General features: G+C 58.6%; 21 protein-coding genes. 12 read left to right on the top strand and 9 right to left on the bottom strand.

From position 1 onward, the window contains the following. Nucleotides 1-953 precede the first annotated feature (953 nt). Nucleotides 954-1,700, top strand: coding sequence for a hypothetical protein (locus RX328_RS26110; RefSeq protein ID WP_213247130.1), 747 nt, complete (start codon nucleotides 954-956; stop codon nucleotides 1,698-1,700). On the opposite strand, the gene RX328_RS26105 is transcribed toward RX328_RS26110, so the two are convergent. Continuing rightward, nucleotides 1,697-2,119, bottom strand: a complete 423-nt coding sequence (locus RX328_RS26105; protein ID WP_312017944.1) for a hypothetical protein — start codon at nucleotides 2,117-2,119, stop codon at nucleotides 1,697-1,699. The two genes, RX328_RS26110 and RX328_RS26105, sit on opposite strands and share 4 nt — an antisense overlap. Before the next feature lie 399 nt (nucleotides 2,120-2,518). On the opposite strand from RX328_RS26105, the gene RX328_RS26100 reads away from it, so the two are divergent. Further along, nucleotides 2,519-3,934 carry a sodium:proton antiporter gene (locus tag RX328_RS26100; protein WP_213247128.1) on the top strand — a complete coding sequence of 472 codons (1,416 nt, stop codon included), beginning with the start codon at nucleotides 2,519-2,521 and terminating at the stop codon, nucleotides 3,932-3,934. A gap of 71 nt (nucleotides 3,935-4,005) precedes the next feature. After that, nucleotides 4,006-4,320, top strand: a complete 315-nt coding sequence (locus tag RX328_RS26095; RefSeq protein ID WP_213247126.1) for a hypothetical protein — start codon at nucleotides 4,006-4,008, stop codon at nucleotides 4,318-4,320. A 324-nt stretch (nucleotides 4,321-4,644) separates the two neighbouring features. Here the strand turns inward: RX328_RS26095 and RX328_RS26090 are convergent, their stop codons facing one another. Next, nucleotides 4,645-6,342, bottom strand: coding sequence for an adenylate/guanylate cyclase domain-containing protein (locus RX328_RS26090; RefSeq protein WP_317258506.1), 1,698 nt, complete (start codon nucleotides 6,340-6,342; stop codon nucleotides 4,645-4,647). Nucleotides 6,343-6,667: 325 nt separating this feature from the next. Continuing rightward, complete coding sequence (locus RX328_RS26085) at nucleotides 6,668-7,075, bottom strand: hypothetical protein (RefSeq protein ID WP_213256773.1); 408 nt, start codon at nucleotides 7,073-7,075, stop codon at nucleotides 6,668-6,670. Nucleotides 7,076-7,382: 307 nt separating this feature from the next. Between RX328_RS26085 and RX328_RS26080 the strand changes: the two genes are divergently transcribed. The 3 genes from RX328_RS26080 to RX328_RS26070 all read left to right on the top strand — a co-directional run bounded on the left by RX328_RS26080 (nucleotide 7,383) and on the right by RX328_RS26070 (nucleotide 12,787). Beyond that, nucleotides 7,383-7,799, top strand: coding sequence for an ester cyclase (locus RX328_RS26080; protein ID WP_213256771.1), 417 nt, complete (start codon nucleotides 7,383-7,385; stop codon nucleotides 7,797-7,799). Nucleotides 7,800-8,060: 261 nt separating this feature from the next. After that, nucleotides 8,061-11,384: an ATP-binding protein gene (locus tag RX328_RS26075; RefSeq protein ID WP_213256769.1), complete on the top strand. Its 3,324-nt coding sequence runs from the start codon at nucleotides 8,061-8,063 to the stop codon at nucleotides 11,382-11,384. A 233-nt stretch (nucleotides 11,385-11,617) separates the two neighbouring features. Continuing rightward, nucleotides 11,618-12,787 (top strand): ABC transporter substrate-binding protein, encoded by a 1,170-nt coding sequence (locus tag RX328_RS26070; RefSeq protein ID WP_213256768.1) that lies wholly within the window; start codon nucleotides 11,618-11,620, stop codon nucleotides 12,785-12,787. 468 nt (nucleotides 12,788-13,255) lie between these two features. Here RX328_RS26070 and RX328_RS26065 read toward each other — a convergent pair whose 3' ends face one another. The 4 genes from RX328_RS26065 to RX328_RS26050 all read right to left on the bottom strand — a co-directional run bounded on the left by RX328_RS26065 (nucleotide 13,256) and on the right by RX328_RS26050 (nucleotide 15,104). After that, complete coding sequence (locus tag RX328_RS26065; protein ID WP_317258505.1) at nucleotides 13,256-13,420, bottom strand: hypothetical protein; 165 nt, start codon at nucleotides 13,418-13,420, stop codon at nucleotides 13,256-13,258. 126 nt (nucleotides 13,421-13,546) lie between these two features. After that, on the bottom strand, nucleotides 13,547-13,699 hold the full coding sequence (locus RX328_RS26060) for a hypothetical protein (RefSeq protein ID WP_213256764.1): 153 nt from the start codon (nucleotides 13,697-13,699) through the stop codon (nucleotides 13,547-13,549). 1,028 nt (nucleotides 13,700-14,727) lie between these two features. Next, a complete protein-coding gene (locus RX328_RS26055) occupies nucleotides 14,728-14,880 on the bottom strand; it encodes a hypothetical protein (RefSeq protein WP_213256762.1) in 153 nt (50 codons plus the stop codon). After that, the gene (locus RX328_RS26050) at nucleotides 14,877-15,104 is read right to left on the bottom strand and encodes a hypothetical protein (protein ID WP_312018151.1); all 228 of its coding nucleotides are present in this window, start codon (nucleotides 15,102-15,104) and stop codon (nucleotides 14,877-14,879) included. Before RX328_RS26050 ends, RX328_RS26055 begins: the two co-directional genes overlap by 4 nt. A gap of 498 nt (nucleotides 15,105-15,602) precedes the next feature. On the opposite strand from RX328_RS26050, the gene RX328_RS43850 reads away from it, so the two are divergent. From RX328_RS43850 to RX328_RS43845, 3 genes are all read left to right on the top strand, one after another. Continuing rightward, the gene (locus RX328_RS43850) at nucleotides 15,603-15,842 is read left to right on the top strand and encodes a hypothetical protein (protein WP_213256760.1); all 240 of its coding nucleotides are present in this window, start codon (nucleotides 15,603-15,605) and stop codon (nucleotides 15,840-15,842) included. 620 nt (nucleotides 15,843-16,462) lie between these two features. Continuing rightward, the gene (locus RX328_RS26040; RefSeq protein ID WP_213256758.1) at nucleotides 16,463-16,789 is read left to right on the top strand and encodes a hypothetical protein; all 327 of its coding nucleotides are present in this window, start codon (nucleotides 16,463-16,465) and stop codon (nucleotides 16,787-16,789) included. Between the two features lie 79 nt (nucleotides 16,790-16,868). Beyond that, on the top strand, nucleotides 16,869-17,381 hold the full coding sequence (locus RX328_RS43845) for a GcrA family cell cycle regulator (protein WP_213256756.1): 513 nt from the start codon (nucleotides 16,869-16,871) through the stop codon (nucleotides 17,379-17,381). A gap of 498 nt (nucleotides 17,382-17,879) precedes the next feature. On the opposite strand, the gene RX328_RS26030 is transcribed toward RX328_RS43845, so the two are convergent. Further along, nucleotides 17,880-18,560, bottom strand: coding sequence for a hypothetical protein (locus RX328_RS26030; RefSeq protein WP_213256754.1), 681 nt, complete (start codon nucleotides 18,558-18,560; stop codon nucleotides 17,880-17,882). Nucleotides 18,561-19,149: 589 nt separating this feature from the next. On the opposite strand from RX328_RS26030, the gene RX328_RS26025 reads away from it, so the two are divergent. From RX328_RS26025 to RX328_RS26015, 3 genes are all read left to right on the top strand, one after another. Further along, nucleotides 19,150-19,455, top strand: coding sequence for a DUF6130 family protein (locus tag RX328_RS26025; RefSeq protein WP_213256752.1), 306 nt, complete (start codon nucleotides 19,150-19,152; stop codon nucleotides 19,453-19,455). A gap of 463 nt (nucleotides 19,456-19,918) precedes the next feature. Next, complete coding sequence (locus tag RX328_RS26020; protein WP_213256750.1) at nucleotides 19,919-20,293, top strand: type II toxin-antitoxin system RelE/ParE family toxin; 375 nt, start codon at nucleotides 19,919-19,921, stop codon at nucleotides 20,291-20,293. Between the two features lie 39 nt (nucleotides 20,294-20,332). Beyond that, nucleotides 20,333-20,659, top strand: coding sequence for a helix-turn-helix domain-containing protein (locus tag RX328_RS26015; RefSeq protein WP_213256748.1), 327 nt, complete (start codon nucleotides 20,333-20,335; stop codon nucleotides 20,657-20,659). Here RX328_RS26015 and RX328_RS26010 read toward each other — a convergent pair. Further along, complete coding sequence (locus RX328_RS26010; protein WP_213256746.1) at nucleotides 20,656-21,000, bottom strand: hypothetical protein; 345 nt, start codon at nucleotides 20,998-21,000, stop codon at nucleotides 20,656-20,658. The two genes, RX328_RS26015 and RX328_RS26010, sit on opposite strands and share 4 nt — an antisense overlap. Nucleotides 21,001-21,200: the final 200 nt, after the last annotated feature.

Genomic DNA, 21,200 nt, shown 5'->3' with positions numbered 1-21,200 from the left:
CCGGCAACTGCCGCGCCACTGCGCTTCAACCGCCTCCGCGGTTGGACGGGTCAAGATTTCTATTCTGCTCCGGAGGTATGGGCGGATAGCCGGGAAACTTGTACCACCCCCGGGGGACGGCCTCATCTTGGCTAGGACGAACGATGACATCTCGCGGTTGGGAGTGATGCGGACCGGAGCGATGCACTTTTGCAGCGTTGGCAGAAGTGCAGAGGGCGATCAAAATGCCTAAGGCAAAAATAGCACGCATTGCATTTGCTCTGTTGCTACGCCTCGAAGCTTTGACGGCACCCGCCGCGCTGGCGTCACAGAGGGCCGGTTCGGGTTCGTGACTAGGGAGCAATCCAGATCCAGATCCCGATCCCGATCACCAGCAATACGAGGATTACCAGCACGTCAATCGTCAGCCATGTGGGTATGCGCTTCTCAGGTTTTTGAGTCATGGCTTGGTCCCTCCTGCGAGAATTTTGCAATGGAGGTCCGCGAGTGGCAGTGAACGAGTTCACATGCCCTGGGGATTGATGGGATAGGCCGCAGAGAGCGGCCATACGACCGCCGCACCGCCAAGAAGACTGATGAAATCGCGCCGTCTCATGCAGCCCTCCAAGGAGGCTCAGGACCACGCTAAATTCAGGTCGAAGCATACCACATCGGGGCATGGGAGTCCGGGGAGTTGGAGGCGCAAAATGTCGAGCGCGGCAACCCGCTATTCTGCGTTGCGCCATGACCGTTAAGGGTCAATCGCGTCGTTCTGGTCGTCGGCCGACTACTTCCGGTCTTCCCCTGGAAACGGACATCGTCAGGGTCGGTCGCCATGTCTCAAAGATGCCAGAAGCTGCCCTTCACTTGCAGCGTGGTGTTTCCCGGTGCTCTCCCGGCCATTTTTGCGGTAGGCTCGAGCGCCTAGGGCTCTGAAGATTACGGCAGCAACACCTGAGAATGGGAGACGTACAATGTTGATCTTTCTCAAGACAGGAGAGCTTGGCATATGTTTTGCAACAGCGATCCTACTCGCCTGCTTTGCCCCAACCGCACGAGCCCTGGATAAGCTCACCGACCTGCTGGACATCGATCCAAAAAAGTTCACCCGGCCGACCATCATCGACAACAAGTGGATGCCGCTGAAGCCCGGCACGCAGCTGGTGTTTGCTGGGACGACGGTCGACGACAATGGCAAGCGCAAACCACATAGCATCGTGTTCACGGTCACTGACCTTGTAAAAAAGATCAACGGGATTGACGTCGTCGTCGTCTGGGACCGCGATCTAGCCGACGGCAAGCTCGAAGAAAGCGAGCTAACCTTCTTCGCTCAAGACGATGATGGTAATGTCTGGCATCTCGGCCAATACCGAGAATTGTACGAGGGTAACGATCTGGTCGGCGGACAAGCTTGGATGGTCGGCCATTTGAACGGTGCCAAGGCCGGCATCATGATGAAGGCCGACCCGAAACAGGGCACGCCGAGTTACTCGCAGGGCTATGCACCACCACCGTTCAATTGGACCGATCGTGGCCAGGTGTTCAAGATGGGCCAGAAGGTCAAGGTTCCTGCCGGTATCTTTGAGAACGTCCTGGTGACCGAGGAATGGGCCCTGTCAGAGGCGAGTGGCGCTCGTCAACTCAAGTACTATGCCCCGGGTATCGGCAACATCAGGTCGGCTATGCCGGCAACGATGAGAAAAAGGAGATGCTCGACCTAATCAAGGTCGTGCAGCTCAGTCCCCAGGAGATGGACGAGGTGCGTGCCGAGGCGCTGAAGCTGGACGGGCGCAACTACGTCTATGGCTCGACCGAAAAAGCACGGCGCCGTTCGCAATAAACGGCGCGCGCCGCCGCCGTTCCCGTACGTGGTTGCGGCCGCGCGCTGTCCTGCTCGCGCCTGGATGCGAATCAGGGCGCTGCCGCAGACCGTGGTCATCGGCCATCCACTTATGCTTCGGCCTCGCGCCGAAGCGTAAGCGGCTTCGGACGTGATTACGCCGGTCTTCGGATCGGCGTGAAAGTCCATCTTCTGGCCGTTCTTGATGCCTTCGCCTTCCCATTGATCGTCGTCGGCTTCTAGTTTGGGGCAATCAAGCTTTTGATGAAACGATACGCCGTCGATCTGACAGATGTCCAAAAGCAGGGCTCCAAACCGAGGCGCAGATTTCTGCTCGGAGCATGGTATACAGACGAATAGGGCGCCTCTTGAATCGATGGCCCTTCCTTTGCAATATCGCATGCTGGCACCTGGGTGGCCATGGACAGGATGATTGGGGCGGTATTAGGCTGTCCGGCTTTCATTATTGCTGCAAGGGATTTCCAGATGCCGACAACTTGGCTTCACGAACTGGGGCATTGGCTAGGCTCCCTTGAGCCAGCGTTTGCTTTTTTGCTTGCCCTTCCATTTTTGATTGCCTTGGCTGGCCTAATTTCGCTGTACATAGGACCGCATCGCCATAAGCATTTCTGAATGAAGAGATGACACTGGCCTGCGTCCGGCGGTATTAAACGCGCGTTCATCTCAGGAGGAAAATGAATGCTGCGCGCGGCCGCTATTGGCGTGACACTCACGATGGCTTTTCCGACCATAGCATCTGCAAGCGAGGGGGCCCATCTAGTCGGTTCACAGCTAAGCTTGCTGTGGGGACTGCCGTTCGTCGGCATCCTAACGTCGATTGCGCTCTTTCCTCTAATCGCGCCAAAGTTCTGGGAGCATCACTTCGGCAAGATCGCGGCGTTCTGGGCCGCAATGCTCTTGGTGCCGTGCGCCATATCCTTAGGCCCTTTGGTCACCGCAACCGAGCTGCATCATACGGCCGTATTGGAATACTTTCCGTTCATCATCCTTCTCTTTTCGCTATTCGTCGTGGCAGGCGGGATCCAGCTTGTGGGAAATCTCATCGGCAATCCCGCAACGAACACCGCGATGCTGGCCATCGGGACAATGGCGGCAAGCCTCGTCGGCACTACTGGCGCATCGATGTTATTGATTCGTCCTCTCATTCGCGCGAACCAAGATCGTCACCGTAACCGTCATGTGTTCATATTCTTCATCTTTCTTGTCGCTAACATTGGGGGCTCCCTGACGCCCCTTGGCGACCCTCCGTTATTTCTTGGTTTCTTGAAAGGCGTGGACTTTCTCTGGACGATGACGGCGATGTTTCCGCCGATGCTTGTCGCCAGTGCTGTTCTATTAGTGCTCTTCTATTTCATAGACCGCCATCATTGGCGGAAGGAAGGGGCTGACTGGCCGATCAGTCACCTGCCGCGTCAATTGAGGATAGAGGGCTTGCATAACATCGTGTATCTGGCGGGCATCATAGCTGCGGTTCTCTTGAGCGGCGTGTGGAAGCCGGACGTGGACATCCCACTTGGTTTGGGTGTCGCGCTGCCATTGGAAGGGCTGGTCCGGGACATCATTCTTCTGGCGCTCGGATACCTTTCTTGGCGCACGACGCCGCGATCGATTCGTGTCGAAAACGCGTTCGCATGGACGCCCATTCAAGAGGTGGCATTTCTCTTCGCCGGGATTTTCGTCACCATCATTCCGGTGCTGGCGATCCTTCGCGCAGGACGAGACGGTGCTTTGGCGCCGCTCTTGACGCTCGTCACCACGCCTGACGGACGCCCGATCGAGGCCGCCTATTTTTGGCTCACGGGGGCGTTGTCAAGTTTTCTCGACAACGCACCCACTTATCTCGTTTTCTTCAACTTAGCAGGAGGCGACGCACAACTACTCATGGGGCCGCTGTTTAATACATTGCTCGCCATTTCGGCAGGCGCGGTGTTTATGGGCGCCAACACCTACATCGGAAATGCGCCGAACTTCATGGTGAAAGCCATCTGTGAAGAACGGGGCATTCGGATGCCGAGCTTCTTCGGCTACATGCTCTGGTCAGGCGGAATATTGCTTCCCTTGTTTGCAGTGCTCACCCTTATTTTTTTCAGGTGAGGGACTGGAAAGAATGTACGTACCATCTCCCTGCATTTACAGCCCGCCGATGAATGAGTTGAGGGCTATCGATGATTGAGAAGATCAAAGAGGAAGTCGAAAATCTGCTCTATCCGGAACTGCGCCGTTACGGGCGCAATGATCGCACTCGTTTGTTGCGGAAGGCTTCCGAGACGCCCCTCGACTTTATTGAATGGGTCGGCATCCTTGCTGCTCTCCTCATTGTCGTCGCCGTAACGCGCTATGGCGTGGCCGATTTTGGTCTAGTAGATCGGATCGTTGCAGGCCTAGTCAACTTTCTCGTTGCGATTCCACTGCTTGGCCTCACCGCCGGACCGTTTCTGGTGCGACGAACGAGACGCGGGCTACGTTCCCAGTTGGGCTGAGCACCCGCCTGCACGGAGCCTCGCATGCACCGCCGAACGTAGCGCCTGCTGAAGGGCCTGACTTCCGCAGTTGGCACGAAACAGACTCGCCCGCGCATTTCGCCGATGTCCGTAGTTGATGGCAGAGCGGACCAAGCGCGTCCGGCGCCGGAGGTCAGTTGATGACCCACAACGGACATCACGAAACCGCGTACTCGATCACCTCGCCTTGCGCGGAGGAAAACGGCTGGTTGCAACACGGGCGCGGACATCATTCCGGAAGGCCCGCAAGCCGCAATCCACGGTACAGGGATTCGGCGATACCTGGTCTCTTGAAAGGGCTATTCATGTCGAACTCGTGGTGCCTGCGCACCTCGGATACGGTGTAGCCCGGCGCATGCTCGAGCAATCGGGCGATGACCTGCCGCGCCTCGTCTGTGCGGCCGAGAAGAGCGAGGCTCGCCGCGCGGTAGCGAAGCGCGCCCGCGACATTGGGGCGCTCGCGAAGGATGCGCGCCGTCCAATCCACGACTTTTTCATGATCGCCCGCGCCAAAATAGGCAATCGGGTAGGCCACACTCCCACTCCAGCCCGCGTCCAATGGATTAAGGCGCTCGCATTGCTGCAGATGCTCGACCGCCCTATCGATCTCGCCCCTATACGCGTAGAGATTCCCCCCACCCGAAACGCTTCGGCATTGTTGCGATTGAGACCTATGGCCTTCTCCACTAAGGCTAAGCCGGTCTCCATGTCGCCCGACACACCGAGGATAAGGGCAGCGACGGCTACGACTTCGGAATCGCCCGGGTCGAGCGCGACCGCCCTTTGAGCCACCTCGTTCATATCTGCGACTAGAGGGTTGTCTCGATGTCCGAAGCCCTGAGCAATGAATATCCAGCAACAGAGCGATAGATTGGCCATGCCTCGTGCGTAGCTCGGATCAATCTGCACCGCCTGTCTAAGCAGGCCGAGCGCCTGCTCGACCTCCGGCCGCCGTCGGATTCGCGTCAGCGCAACGGCGCGCAAGACCAGGTCGTACGCCTCCAGATTGCGCGCAGGCTTGCTTCGGGCGCGCTCGATCTCGGCCTGTTCCACCCGCGGCGCGATGATGCCAACTACGTTTTCGGTCACGCGGTCTTGAAGCTCGAACACGTCTTCGAGCGCGCCATCAAAGCGGTCTGCCCACAAATGTGTGCCGTTAGCTGCGTCTATCAGCTGTCCGGTGATGCGAATGCGATTGCCCACCTTGCGGACGCTACCCTCAAGCACATAGCGCACCCCGAGTTCGCGCCCGACTTGCCGGATGTCTGGCGATTTGCCCTTGTACACGAAGGTCGAATTTCGCGCGATGACGAAGAGCGACTTGAAACGTGAAAGCCCCGTGATGATGTCCTCCACGAGACCATCGACGAAATATTCCTGCTCCGGGTCGCGGCTCATATTCTCAAACGGCAGCACGGCGATGGACGGCTTGTCGGGTAGTGTCAGGAGCACGTCAGTGGCGTGGGGCGGGGCCGCCGTGGCCGGGATACCGTCCATCTGCACTCCAAAGGCGCGCACCGGCCGCTCGATGTTCTTAAGCGACAGCTCTCCCAAGGCCACGAACGTCGCCTTCAATCGGCCAGCGACGGCATTGTGCAGGTCACCCGAAATCACGATGCCACCCGGCGTCGCTTCGGCCTCCAGCCTCGCGGCTACGTTCACGCCGTCACCGTATAGATCGTCGCCGTCCACGATCAGGTCGCCGAGATGCAGGCCGATCCGGAACACGATGGCATCGCCTTGGGGCTGGTCACGATTGGCCTCGGCCATGACCTGCTGGAATTCGATGGCAGCGCCTAGTGCATCGACGGCGCTCGCAAACTCGACCAGCGCGCCATCGCCGGTCAGCTTAACCAAGCGGCCGCCATGGCCGGCCAGCACAGGTTCCAGGTGCAGTTTGCGGTGTTCCCGCAGGCGCGCCACGGTACCACTTTCGTCCCGCCCCATCAGGCGGGAATAGCCGACCACGTCGGCTGCAAAGCGGCGCTGCTCACGGGTCAATGGAGTATCTCCGCCTCCCCATTTCCTGATCGTAAAGGGGCTTCGCCGACTGGGCAATGATGCGGCCGCCGTGGAACGGTCATGTCGGTTAATGGCCACCTCTGAGACATGCTACCGCCAATGAGAAGATCCGCTAAATCGGGTAGATCGGGAAGTGAGCGGACGCACGGTCAGAACGGCGCGAATGACCCTGGGCCGCAATGCAAGGAGCCGATTTGATGCGATCACCTGCTCGCCGCGGGCAAGCAGCCTGAAGCTTTCGTCGCTTCCAGTTCGGCGGCAAGGGGAGTTTGACCTCCCCCTTCTTCTTTGCCGGATGAAATCTTCATTCCTTCAGGTTGGTGATCCGCATGATCCCGACCACGTTCCCGTCATTGTACGCTTGCTCATTTGTACCTTTGTTGCAGGTCCAAACGAAATTCTTCTTGGCCGTAAACGTCTTTCCTTCCTGCTCGATCCGAAGCTCCCCTTCGGGGATATGGCAGACCATGGCGTTCATCATCGGCGGACCGGCAGTCTTCGATCCAGGCTGCATGATGACGTCAAGCATGGAGACCGTCTTGAAACCGGGTATGATGGATGGTGTCTCGCCATCGTAAGCACGCACCACGACGCCTGGCCATGGCGTGGTATCCTTGTAGCCGATGGTTTGAGCGGCGGCGGGCTTCATCATGGCCGCCGAAGCCGCTGCCAACCCGATTCCCAGTGCTGACCTTCGATCGATCTTGTTCATCGCTGTTCTCCTGAGGTCGCGCAACGAGCCGCCGCAGAGGCGGCGCGCGCTTTTCGTGGAATGTGAATGGCGGTGCGAACCGAAAAAGCGTCGGTCTAAGGAGTGTGCCTGCCGATGGCATCAGTGCTGCTCGTTCGCCCCGGACGGCGATTTCGGCTGTCCCGTTTCAAGGGCAACTACATTCTACGCGACCCGACGCGCCTGAGAAACAGGTGGTTTCGGCCGAAGGTCCGATTGGCATACCCTGCGGACGCCCGAAGTGCTAAAAAAGAGTAAACATTCAATCAAACGAACGGGGGAATCACTCATGGTGTCGATCACGGCAGTTGCCAATGATTTCTTTGCCGCCTGCGAGACTGGAAAGGGTTGGGAAGTCTGCAGGACTTACTGTACTCCAAACGCGACCTTCGCTGCTCAGGCCGAACCGCTTGCAGAGATCAAAACTCTTGCAGAATACGCGGATTGGATGAAGGGGCTAATGACGATTATGCCGGACGGTAGCTACGAGGTGAAATCCTTCGCCACAGACTCCGAGCGAAACAATGTAGCTGCCTATGCTGTCTTTTCGGGTACTCACACCGGTCCCGGCGGTCCGTGTGAGCCGACCGGCAAGAAGACGACGTCGGACTATGTCTACGTAATGCAATTTACTGGCGACAAGATCAGCCACATGACGAAGATCTGGCATTCTGGTATGGCCCTGAAGGAATTGGGATGGGTGTGAGCGGCGCTGTGACCGCGCCGCGCTGAAAAGAAGTGTGTAGGTCAGCATTTGGGCGAAAAAACGTGGAGACGCGGGGTAGGTTGGTCAGCGCAGCTGCCCGATACCCGACCCGGGTTGAGGCTCACGCATCGACCAAATGTCTCTAAGCCCTGGACGGGGAGTTCGTTATAATTGCTGACCGAGGCAGTGCTTGCGTGTATCCTGACGCACTGACGCACATACATAGCCAAGACCTACGTCGAACTCTGCGAGGGCGCCAATATGGCACAACTTCGCGAGTGGCTGGAGGCGCGAGGACTGGGGCGCTATGCGGACGCGCTACTGGCTCAGGACATCGAATTCGACATCCTGCCCCAACTGACAGATGCAGACCTGACGGCGGCCGGTCTGCCGGTTGGTGCTCGCAAGCGCCTGCTCCAGGCGATTGAGGGACTGCGCAACCTCGCGGACCCAGCGATGCAGTCAATGGGGTCGCCGACGATCGTCCCGACAACGGAGCCGGCAACTGAAGCGGAACGACGGCAACTGACCGTTCTTTTTTGCGACGTCGTCGGCTCGACCCACCTCGCGGAGACGTTAGATGCGGAAGATCTGCGAAATCTGCTGCTGTCATTCCAGAAGGTGTGCGCAGAGGTGGTTCAGCGCCATGAAGGGCAAATCGGCCTTTTCATCGGCGACGGCGTGTCCGCCTATTTCGGTTATCCGCGGGCCCATGAGGATTCCGCCCAGCGTGCAGTCCAGGCGGGCCTCGACATCCTGGCCGGGTTGACAGAGCTTGGGACAGAAGGTCTCGAAGCCCGCTGCGGTGTCCACACTGGCCCGGTCGTGGTAGGCGAAATGGGAGTAGGCGAGAAACGCCTTCGTGACGGCATCGTTGGCGAAGCGCCAAATATTGCCGCACGACTGCAAGCCTTGGCACCGCCCGGTAGTCTGGTCATGAGCGAAGCGACGCAGCGCCTCGTGGAGGGCTTCTTCGAGGTTGAGCCGCTTGGCGCGCAAATGCTCAAGGGCGTCGGCGCACCGGTTGCAATCTATCGGGTGCTGCGCCCCAGCGCCGCCCCCAACCGCTTTGAGGCCAAACGGGGACAATTCTTGACCCCACTCATCGGCCGCGAGAGCGAACTCGGCTTTCTCACCCGGCAGTGGGAGAACGCGATGAAAGGCGAAGGCCAGGCCGTGCTGCTTCAGGGAGAAGCCGGCATCGGCAAATCCCGCCTGCTGCAGGCGCTTCGCATGCAGCTTCGCGAAACGCCGCACTTCGAGATTGTCTTTTATGGTTCTCCCCAACATCAGACCAGCGCGCTTTGGCCGGTGATCCAACAATTGCACCGGGCGCTGGGTTCTGCCGGCGAAAAGTACGATGTCGCGCGGCGCGAACGCCTTCGACACTTTGTCGGCGATCTCGATTTGGACAGTGCCGATGTGGTCGAACCGCTCGCTATGCTGCTGGGTCTTTCTCCGGATACCGGGTGGGATGCCGGCCCAGCCGATCCTGAACAGGTTCGCCGAGCTGTCTTCGCTGCCCTGTCGCGGCTTGCCTCAGCGATGCAGCGGCGAAGTCCACTGCTCGTGGTTGTCGAGGATGCCCACTGGATTGATCCCTCGACAACAGAACTTGTCGGTCAGATGCTTTCTGACATGGCGTCCCAGCGGCTTTTCGTGCTGCTGACCGCCCGACCGGAGTTTCGGGCGCCGTGGTCGAACTCATTGCAGGTGGCTGCCTTGCCGCTCGAGAGGCTCAGCCGCCACGAGACCGAAGCGATGATACATGACGTCGCGCCCGATCTGCCGGCAGCCATGTTGGCGCAATTGGTCGCCAGGACCGACGGTGTGCCGCTATTCATCGAAGAGCTAACCAAATCGGTCGCCGAAAGCAGGAGTAATTTCGGCTTCGGCGCGGCCGTCGAGATCCCTGCGACCCTGCAGGCCGCGCTTCACTCCCGTTTGGATCGTCTGGCGCCGATCCGGCAAATCATTCAGGTGGCGGCGCTCTTGGGTCGGGTGTTCGACGCCGATCTTCTGGTCGAGGTGAGCCAGCGAGATGCTGCCACGGTGAAACGGGCACTGCACGACCTGATCGAGGCTGAGCTTATCTACCCGCAAGGAGACCCCCACTGCGAAAGCTATCAGTTCAAACACGCCCTGATTCAGGACGCGTCCATCGGCACCCTTCTTCGCAACCAGCGGGCCCAATTACACCGCCAGATCGCGGTTACCCTGGTCGAGCTTCGCGCCGATGCGGTCGAGCGTAATCCGGAGTTCCTGGCGCATCATCTTCAGGAGGCCGGCGATTGGGGCGGCGCGCTCGAACACTGGCAAAAGGCGGGAGCGGCCGCCATGGCCAGGGCTGCCAGCCAGGAGGCGGTATCGCACTTTGCCAATGCGATCAACTGCAGCAAGAGACTTGATGATGTGTCCGGCGGCGCCGAGCGGATGGCACGTCTCCACTTGGCGATGGCCAATGCCTTGATGCAGGTGGAAGGCTATCGTTCCGAGCGCCTTGGTCTGGCGCTTGAAGATGCACGTCGTGCCGCCGCGGACACTGCATCGGTCGAATTGCAGTGTGAAGTGGCGCTTGCGTCCGCTGCGTTTCTTTTTGCCACCGGGCGCAATCGCGATTATCTGGCGCTCGCCGATCAGCAACTGGGAAATCACGCCGGTCTGCTACCTCCGGCCTATGTGAGCGGCCTTTGGTCGTCAAAGGGAGTTGCTCATTTCAACCGGGGAGAATGGCGCCTCGCGATAGAGGCGCTGCGTAACGCCCGAGATCTGATCGATCAGATTGACGCCAGCCGTCGTATTTTGCTGGGAGGCGCGGATCAATCCATTTCGACCCAGTCTTACCTTTTCCGATCCCTGGTTGCGATGGGCTTCATTGATGAGGCCGTCGAAACCGCAGAGCGCTTTGTTCAAACGATTGAGCGGATGGAGAAGCCCTTCGACATCGCTTGGGCTCTTTTCTTGAGGTGCAATTTATCCGCGCTGCTCGGCCGAAACGATGTGCTACTGCAGGACACTGCAAAGATAATCGAGATCAGCGAACGCCACGGATACACGACCCGGCTTAGCTATGGTCTTTCATTGCGCGGACTTGCGCGCTCGCGATTGGGTGAACTGAGTGCCGGCATCGACGATGTCCGCGAGGGAATGGTGCTTTGGCGTGGTCAGGACGTCGTATTTAATACGCCAGAGCGAATATGCTGGCTCTGTGATCTTCTGGTGCAGGCGGGCCGCCTCCAGGAGGCATCACAACTGCTGGATGAGGCCGATGCCCTCGTTATCGATACCGACGAAGCAGGCGCCTTGGCTGAAGGCATCCGCATTCGCGGCCAAATCGCCGCTTGCGGAAACGATCTGACGGGCGCTGTTCGCTTATTCGAAAAAGCGATTGCCATTTCCCAGCGCCAGGAAGCGCGACTGTTCGAGCTGCGCGCCACCACACAACTGGCATCAGTCCTCGCACGTCAAGGGCGTGCCCAGGCGGGTGAGACGCGCCTGCACGCCATCATCGACGCATTCGACACCAAGCACGAAATCGTTGATCTTGCCGCTGCTCGAAAAGTTCTGGACACGTTGCACAGATAGATTCGACCCTCCACGCGGATGCGTGGAATGAGGAAAGCGAACTAGCGATCATGTAGCGTAGGAGCAAATGCGAAGTGCCTGCTGATCTGGACAACTCGGAGGTGGATGGCGAAGTCAAGTTGACGCATTTCTGTCGATGTTGAGGTCCTGCAAATAACAATCTGAGTCCGGATCATTGCCAGAGAGGAGAGCATGCTCTCCGAGCGTTCTTTCTACGGAGGTCCGCGATGCTAATGCGCCATGCACTCAAACTAGGCGTGCTTTTGCTCTCCCTTGTATCGGGTGGCGTTGCGGCCGAGCCAATCGTCTTCGGCCAGACGTTGCCCTATAGCGGTCCGACCTCTGGCTGGAGCGCTATGGGAAAAGTACAAGCCGCCTACTTCAAAATGATCAACGCGACCGGAGGCGTTAGGGGGCGTCAGCTTCAGCAGCTGTCTCTTGACGATGCGTATACCCCGTCGAAAACGGTAGAGCAGACCCGAAGGCTCGTCGAGTCGGAGAACGTGTTGTTCATGTTCGGATCGCTAGGAGACACCACCCAAGCGGCGGTTCAGAAGTACCTCAATTCCAAGAAAGTTCCCCAAATCTTTATCTTCGCGGGGGGCACCCGGTGGAACGATCCGGAGCACTTCCCTTGGACCATGCAATGGCCGCCTACTTTCAGGACCGAAGCCCTATTGTACGCAAAGTACATCCAGCAGAGTCATCCGAACGCGAGGATCGCCGTCCTCTATCAGAACAGCGACTTTGGAAAGGACTATCTGAAGGGACTGGAGGCGGGGCTTGGCGCGGCAGCAGGGCGTATGATCGTAGCCCGAGCATCCTATGAGCCGACGAGTCCCACTGTCGATTCAGAAATGGCCACCCTTGCGTCGTCGAAGGCGACCGTTTTTTTCAACGCGAGCACCCCCAAGTTCGCGGCACAAGCGATCCGAAAGGCGGCCGAACTCAATTGGAGGCCAACGCAGGTCTTGGCCCTTCCGTCAGCATCTATCCAGACCGTGCTGGAGCCTGCCGGTCTGGACCATTCGGTCGGCATTATTTCCAGCACGTACATGAAGGACGTCCGGGATCCGCAGTGGGCAAGCGACGCCGGCCTGAAGAAGTACCGCGATTTCATGAGCAGATACGTTCCGGGTGCCAACGCAGCCGACGTTTTCAATGTGTCTGGCTATCTTGCTGCTCAAGCGCTAGTTCACGTTCTGCAAGAGTGCGGCGATGACCTCAGCCGGGAAAATGTAATGAAGCAGGCGACGTCCATTTCCAACCTGGAATTGGATATGTTGCTGCCGGGGATCAGACTTAACAATAGCGCGAACAACTATTCCCCGATAGGTCAGCTGAGAATGATGCGGTTCAATGGTTCGAGCTGGGAGTTGTTCGGCGAAGTGCTCGCGGAATAATAGCAAGAGCACCTCGGAAGAGTTGCCGAAGGTGCTCCAGCTGGATTCGCCTGACTCGCGGCGCGTTCAATCGCTAGACGACGTAGCGAAGGCAAGAGCAGTCGAACGGGCTCTCTACCGACTTTTTCTCGGTGTCAACGACGTGCGGATTGCGCGCGAGCGTTGTTTGCTGCACTGCATGAGTCCGTTCATGGCACCTTTGAGACATGCCCGCCTATCCTGAGAATGTCCGTTCATAGGGGTGGACCGGAAGTCGCCATGGTCCGGTCAAACCGAGGCGATCGCGCCAGATGCGCCCTATCGGTCGGGGCCATTGAAGGCGTGGCTCAAAGTGAAAAGGTCATTCGCGTCGCCAGCCATTGGCAGGACGCGCCCGGCATGCATCGCGTCATTTCGATGCGGAATTTGGTCGCTATCGGGGCATTGGGACTTGGCGAGCCGTCAGCCCGGCAGATTATGGGTTCACGCCTAGTGTCTGTCCGGTGCCGGGTCTAGTTTCTGGCCGTGCATATGCGCCATCACCTGGGCGAGGCCGCGCATTTCGATTAGCTCGCCGCAGACAGTACAGTTTCCGAAATGCTCGATCTCCGGCCGGTCCGGATCATCCATGTCGACGCCAGTGTAGCGCGGCAACTGCTGAGAGCTTTCGACGTCAACCTGAAATCCGCCGTCGAAAAAGCGCGACTGAGCAGCGCTTTGATTACAAGAGAGAGACGCGGGCGGCCAAAGTACAATCCGACCAGGCGGCGAGATCGGAATTCACTCCTCGACCGTCATCGCCAGCACGCCAGCAGTGGCGACTATGCAGACCAAGACAAAGCCAATGGCGCGCGATTGCCAGTTCCCGTTCGCCATAGGCGATGCATAGGCATACGACGCGGCGAACGCTCCAAGCAGAACGAAGGTTTTCATGATTCTGCCCCTTCAAGCAGAATTCTTGCCACCAATACATTAACAACTTGGAAACCACTTGATGACCGGGCAATATAGCCGGAGCTAATGACCGGCAACATCACTTAGGAAAGGGCCGGTAGGATTCGCCATCGCAACGATCCTCAATTGACCAGCGCTCGCCGCTGGATTTCTGAGAGACCAATGGCAATCGCGTTGACGACGACTAGCGCGATCAGAATTGTTCGAGTGTCTAACTGTACCGACATCGCCCTTCCCAGCAATTGATCTGATTACTCTGCGCTGGCGCTAATCTCGCAAGAATCGGCGGCTGCGCAACGCGACCACGAGTATAAAGTGGGCAGCCATGCTCGGCCAGAGCTGGCCCGCTTCTGAATGAGAAACGGCCCCAGCTGGGGGCCGGGGCCGTTATTCCATTGCGCCAAGTCAAAGGGGCGACAATGACTGGCGCCAGCATCAACGCGGCTAGCAACCGCCTGTTCCGGTTCGTGCTGAAGGAAGCCGCTGTGTTGTCTATCGGGCAGGCCACACCACCTGTGAATGCAAATGTTGCGATATGCAACGGTCGATTCCTCGCATCATTTTGGAGACCATCGCGATGGCCGCGATGGTCGTTCTTTTACTGTACCTCCTATACGGACCGCCGACTTAAGCGCAGCAATCGCTGATAGTCAGGATCGGGGGCAACGGATGCGCCTGACCCGCCACTCGCCGGAATCTGAATGAGAAACGGCCCCAGCTTGGGGACAGAGCGCTGGGGCCGCCACTTTCTCCCGGTTTGTCTCCACGATCACCCGGGAGCGATGGAATAGACTCTGGGCAAGGCTGCAGGTTCCTAAGAACGGCACCGACGCAGGGGCTGGCGGGTTCAACAATCGACTGCCCTTCTGTTCACTATTGGACAGACGTTGCCACTTTTTCCCGCTTCTATCGGTACGCCAGATGGGTACCCACACTACTCCGTCTGGCACGTTGAATGGGAATACTTCAGATGGCCTCGGCGCAGAACCTCCGCGCTGGGGCCATTTTTATTCTGCGCCGATCACCTCGTACTCAAAGGCCACGCCTTCAGGATCGTTTTCCTCAAACCACTTTTCCGCGGCATCCGTGGTGGCGAACACCTTGATGTGCTCAACGTCACCGACCTGCTTGCTTGTGTTGACGTAGACAAAAACGGTCATTGGTCTCTCTTCAGCTTGCGCTTGCCCCAATGATGACTTTTGCGCTCGGAATTAAAGACCCGTTCGACGTGACGATTCAACGCCCGCATTACGCCGATCCGGGCCAACATCGTGGGGCCGTCGTTCTCTGCAACGAGGATTAGCGCCTCCATGGCGGCCTGCCATTCGGGCGCGGAGAGCCCGGCTTTTGACAGCTTCGTGATGTAGTTGGCGGCATCCCTCAAGGTGAGGAGCTGCAGGCCATCCGGAAGCGGAAGCGGGTCTTCAAACGGTGTGGACCAGGGCAAGGAAACCTTCAAAAGAACAGGAGCAGCAGAATTTCTTGCTTAGGCGGTCCAAGTGTGATCTCCGCACTGCAGGCATTCAAACGTTTGAATCACAACTCCGCTTTCAGATTCCACGATTGTCCGGACGAGAGTGAGCTTTCCTCCGCAGAAACGGCAGTCATAATTTGATTGGTAGTGAACAGTGGCAATCTTCTCAGCTCGAAATAGCTCCATGACGGGCCCCACCCTCTATACGGAGCATCGGTTTCGGAAGCTTTACGGCGCCGTTGTCTTACGGGAGGGTGGGCTCCGGCTCGGAAGTTGGGAGTGCGCGTTCCGGAGCCGTCCTCTTGCGCGCCTGTCCGAGCGCACAATCTACACTATGGGGGAAAAGAAGGGCCGGGCCGGCTACTTTGTCCGCAACTCTGGCGGGGTAATCCCTTGGACATAAGCTTCGTGGAACTTGACACCGATCAAGCGTTCCATTCGCCATATCACCGTGCACCCGTACCTCAAGCGATCAGCAACGATCAGAAGGTTAAATTGCGCCGGGACGCCGAGGGCGCTGGCCACCTCCAGCGCCGCCCCAGTATCGGACTGGTTACGAATGAGACAGGCGATCGTGCCACCGTTGAAATCGATGCTTCCTCGCTTCAAATCCGCTTCACTCCAACTCGGCATTATCTCGTCAACTGACTCCGCTGACAGCCGCGCGTTCCTAATTAATTTGCAGGTCCTTCCCGATCAGTCCTCGCCACCAGTATCCAAATAAGAAACGGCCCCAGCTGGGGGGCCGGGGCCGTCATTCCAATGCGCCAAGTCAAAGGGGCGACAATGACTGGCGCCAGCATCAACGCGGCTAGCAACCGCCTGTTCCGGTTCGTGCTGAAGGAAGCCGCTGTGTTGTCTATCGGGCAGACACCACCACCTGAGAAGGCAAATGTTGCGATATGCAACGGTCGATTCCTCGCATCATTTTGGAGACCATCGCGATGGCCGCGATGGTCGTTCTTTTACTGTACCTCCTATACGGACCGCCGACTTAAGCGCAGCAATCGCTGATAGTCAGGATCGGGGGCAACGGATGCGCCTGATCCGGATCGGCTTCGCAATCCAACATTAGCCATGCTCAGCCACTATCCTGTTGGATGTCTTGGGACGGGACCGCAGTTGACGCAGCTTGTGGTTTCGTAACAAGGAGAGCCGTCGCTGACCCTAACCAGCGGCGGCTTTTTTTGTAGCGATAGGCGGAAGCCCGCCGGTTCACGCTGGCGGGCGTTTTCGTTTCCGAAAGCGACGCTTTAAAGCCGGAGCTATTGATCGCGAGCCGGACTTTCCAGCTTGCGGATCAGCTCGCGCAGGTCATCGACATCTATGCCGGCCTCTGCCATGCCGTCTCTGACGGCTTCACGCATCTCATCGGGCCAGAAGGCACCGCAAACCGCGGCATACCGAAATACGTCTCTGCCGTGTACGCGCCTTTAGTCGGGATCGCTGCGATCACTCGATCTAGGTTAAAAAACCGTTCCACCGACTACTACCAAAACTGGTACATTCAGACTGCCGGCTTTCCGAACGGCGTTTCAATTTTCATGGTATGCGCGCCTCCGGCGAGAAAACCGCATTGGTTCAAATCGTCTTAGACCGCGCGCGTATCTCGTCGGAGCACCTGCTTATGGCGAATACTCGCCCAGTTTTCAGGGCGAGCTAGCGAGGCTTACAATGATATCTTGGACCACCCAAAAAATCTCCCTGCTCACCGGCCTTGGGCCGAACGCATCAGCCGGGCAAATCTCGAGGCGGTTGAACCGCTCGCGCGCGTCGGTATGCGGAAAGGCAATACGGCTGCGCCGCCGTGATTTGTTGCCGGCCGGCGTGGAAAAACATCTTGAGGTGAAACCGGTGCAGACGCGGCCGAGTTCCACCACGACAATGGTCACATCGATCATGCTGGCAAAGCCGACACCACCGGTCGATGACACTGTGCCGCCGCGGGAAATGCGGCGCTGCTCGCTACTCGAACTCGATAACGGCGAATGCCGCTGGCCGCTTAGCGACGTACACCAGGCCGTGGCGCTGTTTTGTGGCGAGGCCGCGGTGCCAGGCTTTCCCTACTGCGGGTATCATCTGCGGATGGCGCGATACGACAGCGGTCTGCCGCAATCCGAGCGCGGTGCATTTCGGGTTAGCAGAGGTTCCAGTAGGATTGCCGTGGGTTCGCTGCCGGTTGGCTGAGGTTAGCGGAAAACAATCCCCGCCCGTGACACCGACGAACCGAGAACTGCATGACGCTACAGCGACCGCTATATGGCCTGTCGGTGATCTGCTTACCGGGGCAGCTCGGGCTGCACAGAGTATGACGCCTGGGTAGGTTTGCTAACAATAAGTTGGCTTCATATCCGCCCCTTCACGCAAGGAGAACGATAATGGAACCTATAATCCTCTTGTGGTTCGTGTTCTTCCTCGTAATGGCCTTCATCATGAAGCGGTCGATGGGCGAGGAGGGTTAGCCCAAATGTTAGCTAGGCGACGCGACGCCTATCGCGCGCGGTCTGTGCGCGACAGTGCCACAGCGCTCACGGCGACCTCGATGCACTCGTGGTCATCCGGCCCCGCGGCTCTCCCGCGCGGTAGGTTTACGGTGCAGTGAGGAGTGGGCCGTAAACCAGCCAAAAGAAAGCCCCGCCTGGCAGAGGAAACGGGGCAAGTTGATCAGGGCCTCGGAAGCGTCACTCAGACATGCACGAAATCGTCGACATCGAAGTATTTTGAGTCGTTGAGCACGTCGTTCAGGTGGGCGGTCTCGATACTAGCCTTGATGTGAACATCCCCGCCTTCCGCATTGCTGTGGTCTCCGCCTTCGCCGCCGATGCCGGCCATCACCATCTGACTCTGGTCCGCATCGAGCCAGTTTTCCTGATAGGCCTTCGTGTTGGCATCCACGTCGGACTTGTTATGGCCACTGTACGATTCCTGGTCGCCATTCGATTTGGCAGTTCCGCCCTCCGCCTTGGCATCCTTCTCCGCCTTGGCGTCGGATTTCTTATGACCGCCGTACGATTCCTGGTCGCCTTTCGATTTGGCAAGTCCGCCCTCTGCCTTGGCATCCTTCTCCGCCTTGGCGTCGGATTTCTTATGACCGCCGTACGATTCCTGGTCGCCTTTCGATTTGGCAGGTCCGCCCTCTGCCTTGGCGTTCGCGCCGCCGGCGTCCCAATATGCCTTCTGGGAAACGTCATCGCCGTTTTTGACGTGGACGTCGGCACCTTCCGCCTTGTTGGTCGGCTCGAACTTGATACTCGGGTTGCTGATGATATTGCCCTCGTTGTAACCGTTTCCACCGTTCCCTGCGCTGTTGCCGGCGGTCGAAACCTTGAACGCGATAGTGTCGGAAGGAAACATCGGTTTACCCATGTGAAGTCTCCCTGAGTTGGTTGCACGCTGTGCGTCCCAATTTGGACGGTCCAACTTTGGTTTTGCGCACCGTAACGGCCAAGATGCCAAAACTGGTACCACCCCGACCCGAAGGGATTACGCCCATGTCGCTGCCAAGTCCGCTGAGTTGCTGGCTATCCAGCCCTCGACATCATCCCTCATCGAATCTTCCTTAGCCATCGGTCCGCCTTTCTGCAGATAGCGGCACGGACTGTCTCGCAACTCAGGCGGGAGAGCAAGTACACGCGCCGAAGCGCCCCCCGAAAGGGCAAGCAACAGCCGCCGGAGATGACCCATGCGCCTGATCCGGCTCTATGGGACGCGTGCCTGTTTCCGGGTGAGCAGTTGGCTTGCGAAGCTCGGGAGTGGCTCGCTGGCTTCTAGATAGCAAGCCAGGGCGGCGCTTGCCACAACCGCCCCGGCTCTAACCCGAGCCACAAAGGTTGCTGGAATCATGACGCCACCCACAAAGCGGCGCGGGCGCTCGCGGCCCTTGCCCGACCGGTGGAGCTTGAGATCGTGGGACATCCTGCACTCAACGGAGAGTGCACTCAACGGAGAGTATGCCATGACCCTGCTCATCAAGACGCTTGCCACAGTCGCGGTTGGAACTGTGTTCGCTACGAGCGCCTTCGCCCAGAGCGCGAGGGAGATCCGCGGCGCTTCGCCGTTCGAAACAATCGCGAACGAGCCCGCGGCCAAACTGATTGTGGATCCACCGCCTCCCGGTCCGCTGGCCCAGGGCCAATTCCTGGCCCAGTACCGGGTGGAGAACGTGCGTCTCTTACAGGTATTCGGGCCGGGCGCCCTCAGCGTTCTGAGGCCACGCCGGAAGCCTGTGCGACCATTGCGGCCGGCGTCGCCATCCTGCTGAAAGCTGAAGGTCGCGCCGCGCACTTACACGACGCTGCCGGCATTCGCAGCGAGGGGAAAATTCCCGTACTGATCGCGCTGCTCGGTGATCCGGAGACCATGACGATGACGACGACCGGCGTGAATCGGCCGACGATGCATTGAGGGCCGCGCGCGATGTGGCTGATGGATGAATACCAGACCGTGGTGTTTCTGACGCTGGTAGCGGCCTTGGTAGCGGCTGTGGTGTGCTAGGATCCTGATCGCCGCCGATGTGATCTCGGCGGCTACGGACGTGCGCCGGCCTGCAGGTGGCCCATGCTTGCGGGCCTGGCGCGCTTCCTATCATCAGTCGCCCCTGGGGGTGTTTCGGGCCTGAAGGCTTCACGAAAAAGTAACCCTGCCAGCCATCGCAGCCGGAACTTGACGGCACTACGTGAATTACGTATATACGCATGGTACGTTAATTACGTAGTAACGGGGCCATGCATACTGTTGCACAAACCAAGTCGTTTGACGCTGCCGCCAAACAGGCGGGTCTGACTGAGGACGAGATTTCCGACATCGTATCCTATCTGGCGGAACATCCTGAAGCCGGCGAGGAAATGGTTGGCACCGGGGGGTGCCGGAAGCTCCGGTTTGGCGGTCGCGGCAAGGGCAAGCGCGGCGGCTACCGGACGATCACGTTCTACTCTGGTGAGATCATGCCTGTGTTTCTCATCACAGTGTTTGCGAAAGGCGAGAAGGCAACGTTGACGGCGAAGGAATCGGCAGCGCTGAAGGTGCTGACCAAACTGATCGCGACGGAATACGAAAAGAAAATCTCCAGCTTGGAAAAGCGGAAAGTGTTGGCGGGCTGAAGCAGGGTTTAGCTCGCAGAGTAGAATCGGGAGAATACCATGGCTAAGAAAGCATTCGACAAGATCGCAGGCGGACTGACCGAAGCGCTGGCCATTGCGCGCGGCAACGCCAAGCCCAGCAAGCTGCACGTTCCGGCCGAGATCGATGTTCGCGGCATTCGCAAAGGGCTTGGACTGTCGCAGGACGAGTTTGCGCAGGAGTTCGGCTTCACCATCAACCAGATCCGCGACTGGGAGCAGGGCCGCACCCGACCGCTGGACGGGTTGCGCGCGTATCTGATGATCATCGAGCGCAACCCGCAGGCCGTTCTCAATCTGCTTCGCAACAATGCCAAGGTGGCGCGGAAGACCCGTAAAGCGGCCTAAGCCACGGCCAGCCGTAGCGTCAGCTGACGATCTCGGCCTGCGTGACGATCGATGAAGTCCTTCAGCGACGGCGTCACGCTGCGCCCTTCAAGACTGAAGCGGCGCAGCAGATCCTGTGCTACGGCATGCGAAACATCTTCGGATTGATGGGTCTCGGGATTGAACATGATCACCCGCAGAGGATCACAATGCTGTCCGCTCATCAGGTCGGCAATAGTGGATTCATAGTTGGCGCGGTCGAGGTCGGTTTCCGCAAACGCGGTGCCGAACCGGCCATAATGATTGACGACAATATAAAGATCTTGCGGTTCACCCGGAACAATCGAGGGCCATTTACGCATTACGCAACTCCCGCTGTTGTAGCCTGAAAGCTATACGGGCGGCGCTTGGATTGGGACTGGCGTTTTTGGCATGGAGGGCTTGCCTTTGACGGCTAGCGACAGTCCGCTCTTGAGGGCACAACGGACGTACCGTGCAGACAAGAACGGACATTCCTTGATCTGGATCAACCCCCTACGTCCCGAACAGCCGTTGTTCGACA

Origin of the sequence: Bradyrhizobium sp. sBnM-33, from assembly GCF_032917945.1 — a bacterium.
GTDB lineage: Bacteria > Pseudomonadota > Alphaproteobacteria > Rhizobiales > Xanthobacteraceae > Bradyrhizobium.
The sequence above is the reverse complement of the archived record's forward strand: the minus strand, read 5'-3'. Positions and strand labels throughout refer to the sequence as shown.

What these genes read in the sequence shown, in the direction of transcription:
- RX328_RS26095 (WP_213247126.1), top strand. Translation starts at nt 4,006, where the DNA reads ATGATTGAGAAGATCAAAGAGGAAGTCGAAAATCTGCTCTATCCGGAA.
- RX328_RS26100 (WP_213247128.1), top strand. Translation starts at nt 2,519, where the DNA reads ATGCTGCGCGCGGCCGCTATTGGCGTGACACTCACGATGGCTTTTCCG.
- RX328_RS26080 (WP_213256771.1), top strand. Translation starts at nt 7,383, where the DNA reads ATGGTGTCGATCACGGCAGTTGCCAATGATTTCTTTGCCGCCTGCGAG.
- RX328_RS43845 (WP_213256756.1), top strand. Translation starts at nt 16,869, where the DNA reads ATGATATCTTGGACCACCCAAAAAATCTCCCTGCTCACCGGCCTTGGG.
- RX328_RS26010 (WP_213256746.1), bottom strand. Translation starts at nt 21,000, where the DNA reads ATGCGTAAATGGCCCTCGATTGTTCCGGGTGAACCGCAAGATCTTTAT.
- RX328_RS26085 (WP_213256773.1), bottom strand. Translation starts at nt 7,075, where the DNA reads ATGAACAAGATCGATCGAAGGTCAGCACTGGGAATCGGGTTGGCAGCG.
- RX328_RS26060 (WP_213256764.1), bottom strand. Translation starts at nt 13,699, where the DNA reads ATGAAAACCTTCGTTCTGCTTGGAGCGTTCGCCGCGTCGTATGCCTAT.
- RX328_RS26030 (WP_213256754.1), bottom strand. Translation starts at nt 18,560, where the DNA reads ATGGGTAAACCGATGTTTCCTTCCGACACTATCGCGTTCAAGGTTTCG.
- RX328_RS26070 (WP_213256768.1), top strand. Translation starts at nt 11,618, where the DNA reads ATGCGCCATGCACTCAAACTAGGCGTGCTTTTGCTCTCCCTTGTATCG.
- RX328_RS26075 (WP_213256769.1), top strand. Translation starts at nt 8,061, where the DNA reads ATGGCACAACTTCGCGAGTGGCTGGAGGCGCGAGGACTGGGGCGCTAT.
- RX328_RS26020 (WP_213256750.1), top strand. Translation starts at nt 19,919, where the DNA reads ATGCATACTGTTGCACAAACCAAGTCGTTTGACGCTGCCGCCAAACAG.
- RX328_RS26110 (WP_213247130.1), top strand. Translation starts at nt 954, where the DNA reads ATGTTGATCTTTCTCAAGACAGGAGAGCTTGGCATATGTTTTGCAACA.
- RX328_RS26025 (WP_213256752.1), top strand. Translation starts at nt 19,150, where the DNA reads ATGACCCTGCTCATCAAGACGCTTGCCACAGTCGCGGTTGGAACTGTG.
- RX328_RS26055 (WP_213256762.1), bottom strand. Translation starts at nt 14,880, where the DNA reads ATGACCGTTTTTGTCTACGTCAACACAAGCAAGCAGGTCGGTGACGTT.
- RX328_RS26015 (WP_213256748.1), top strand. Translation starts at nt 20,333, where the DNA reads ATGGCTAAGAAAGCATTCGACAAGATCGCAGGCGGACTGACCGAAGCG.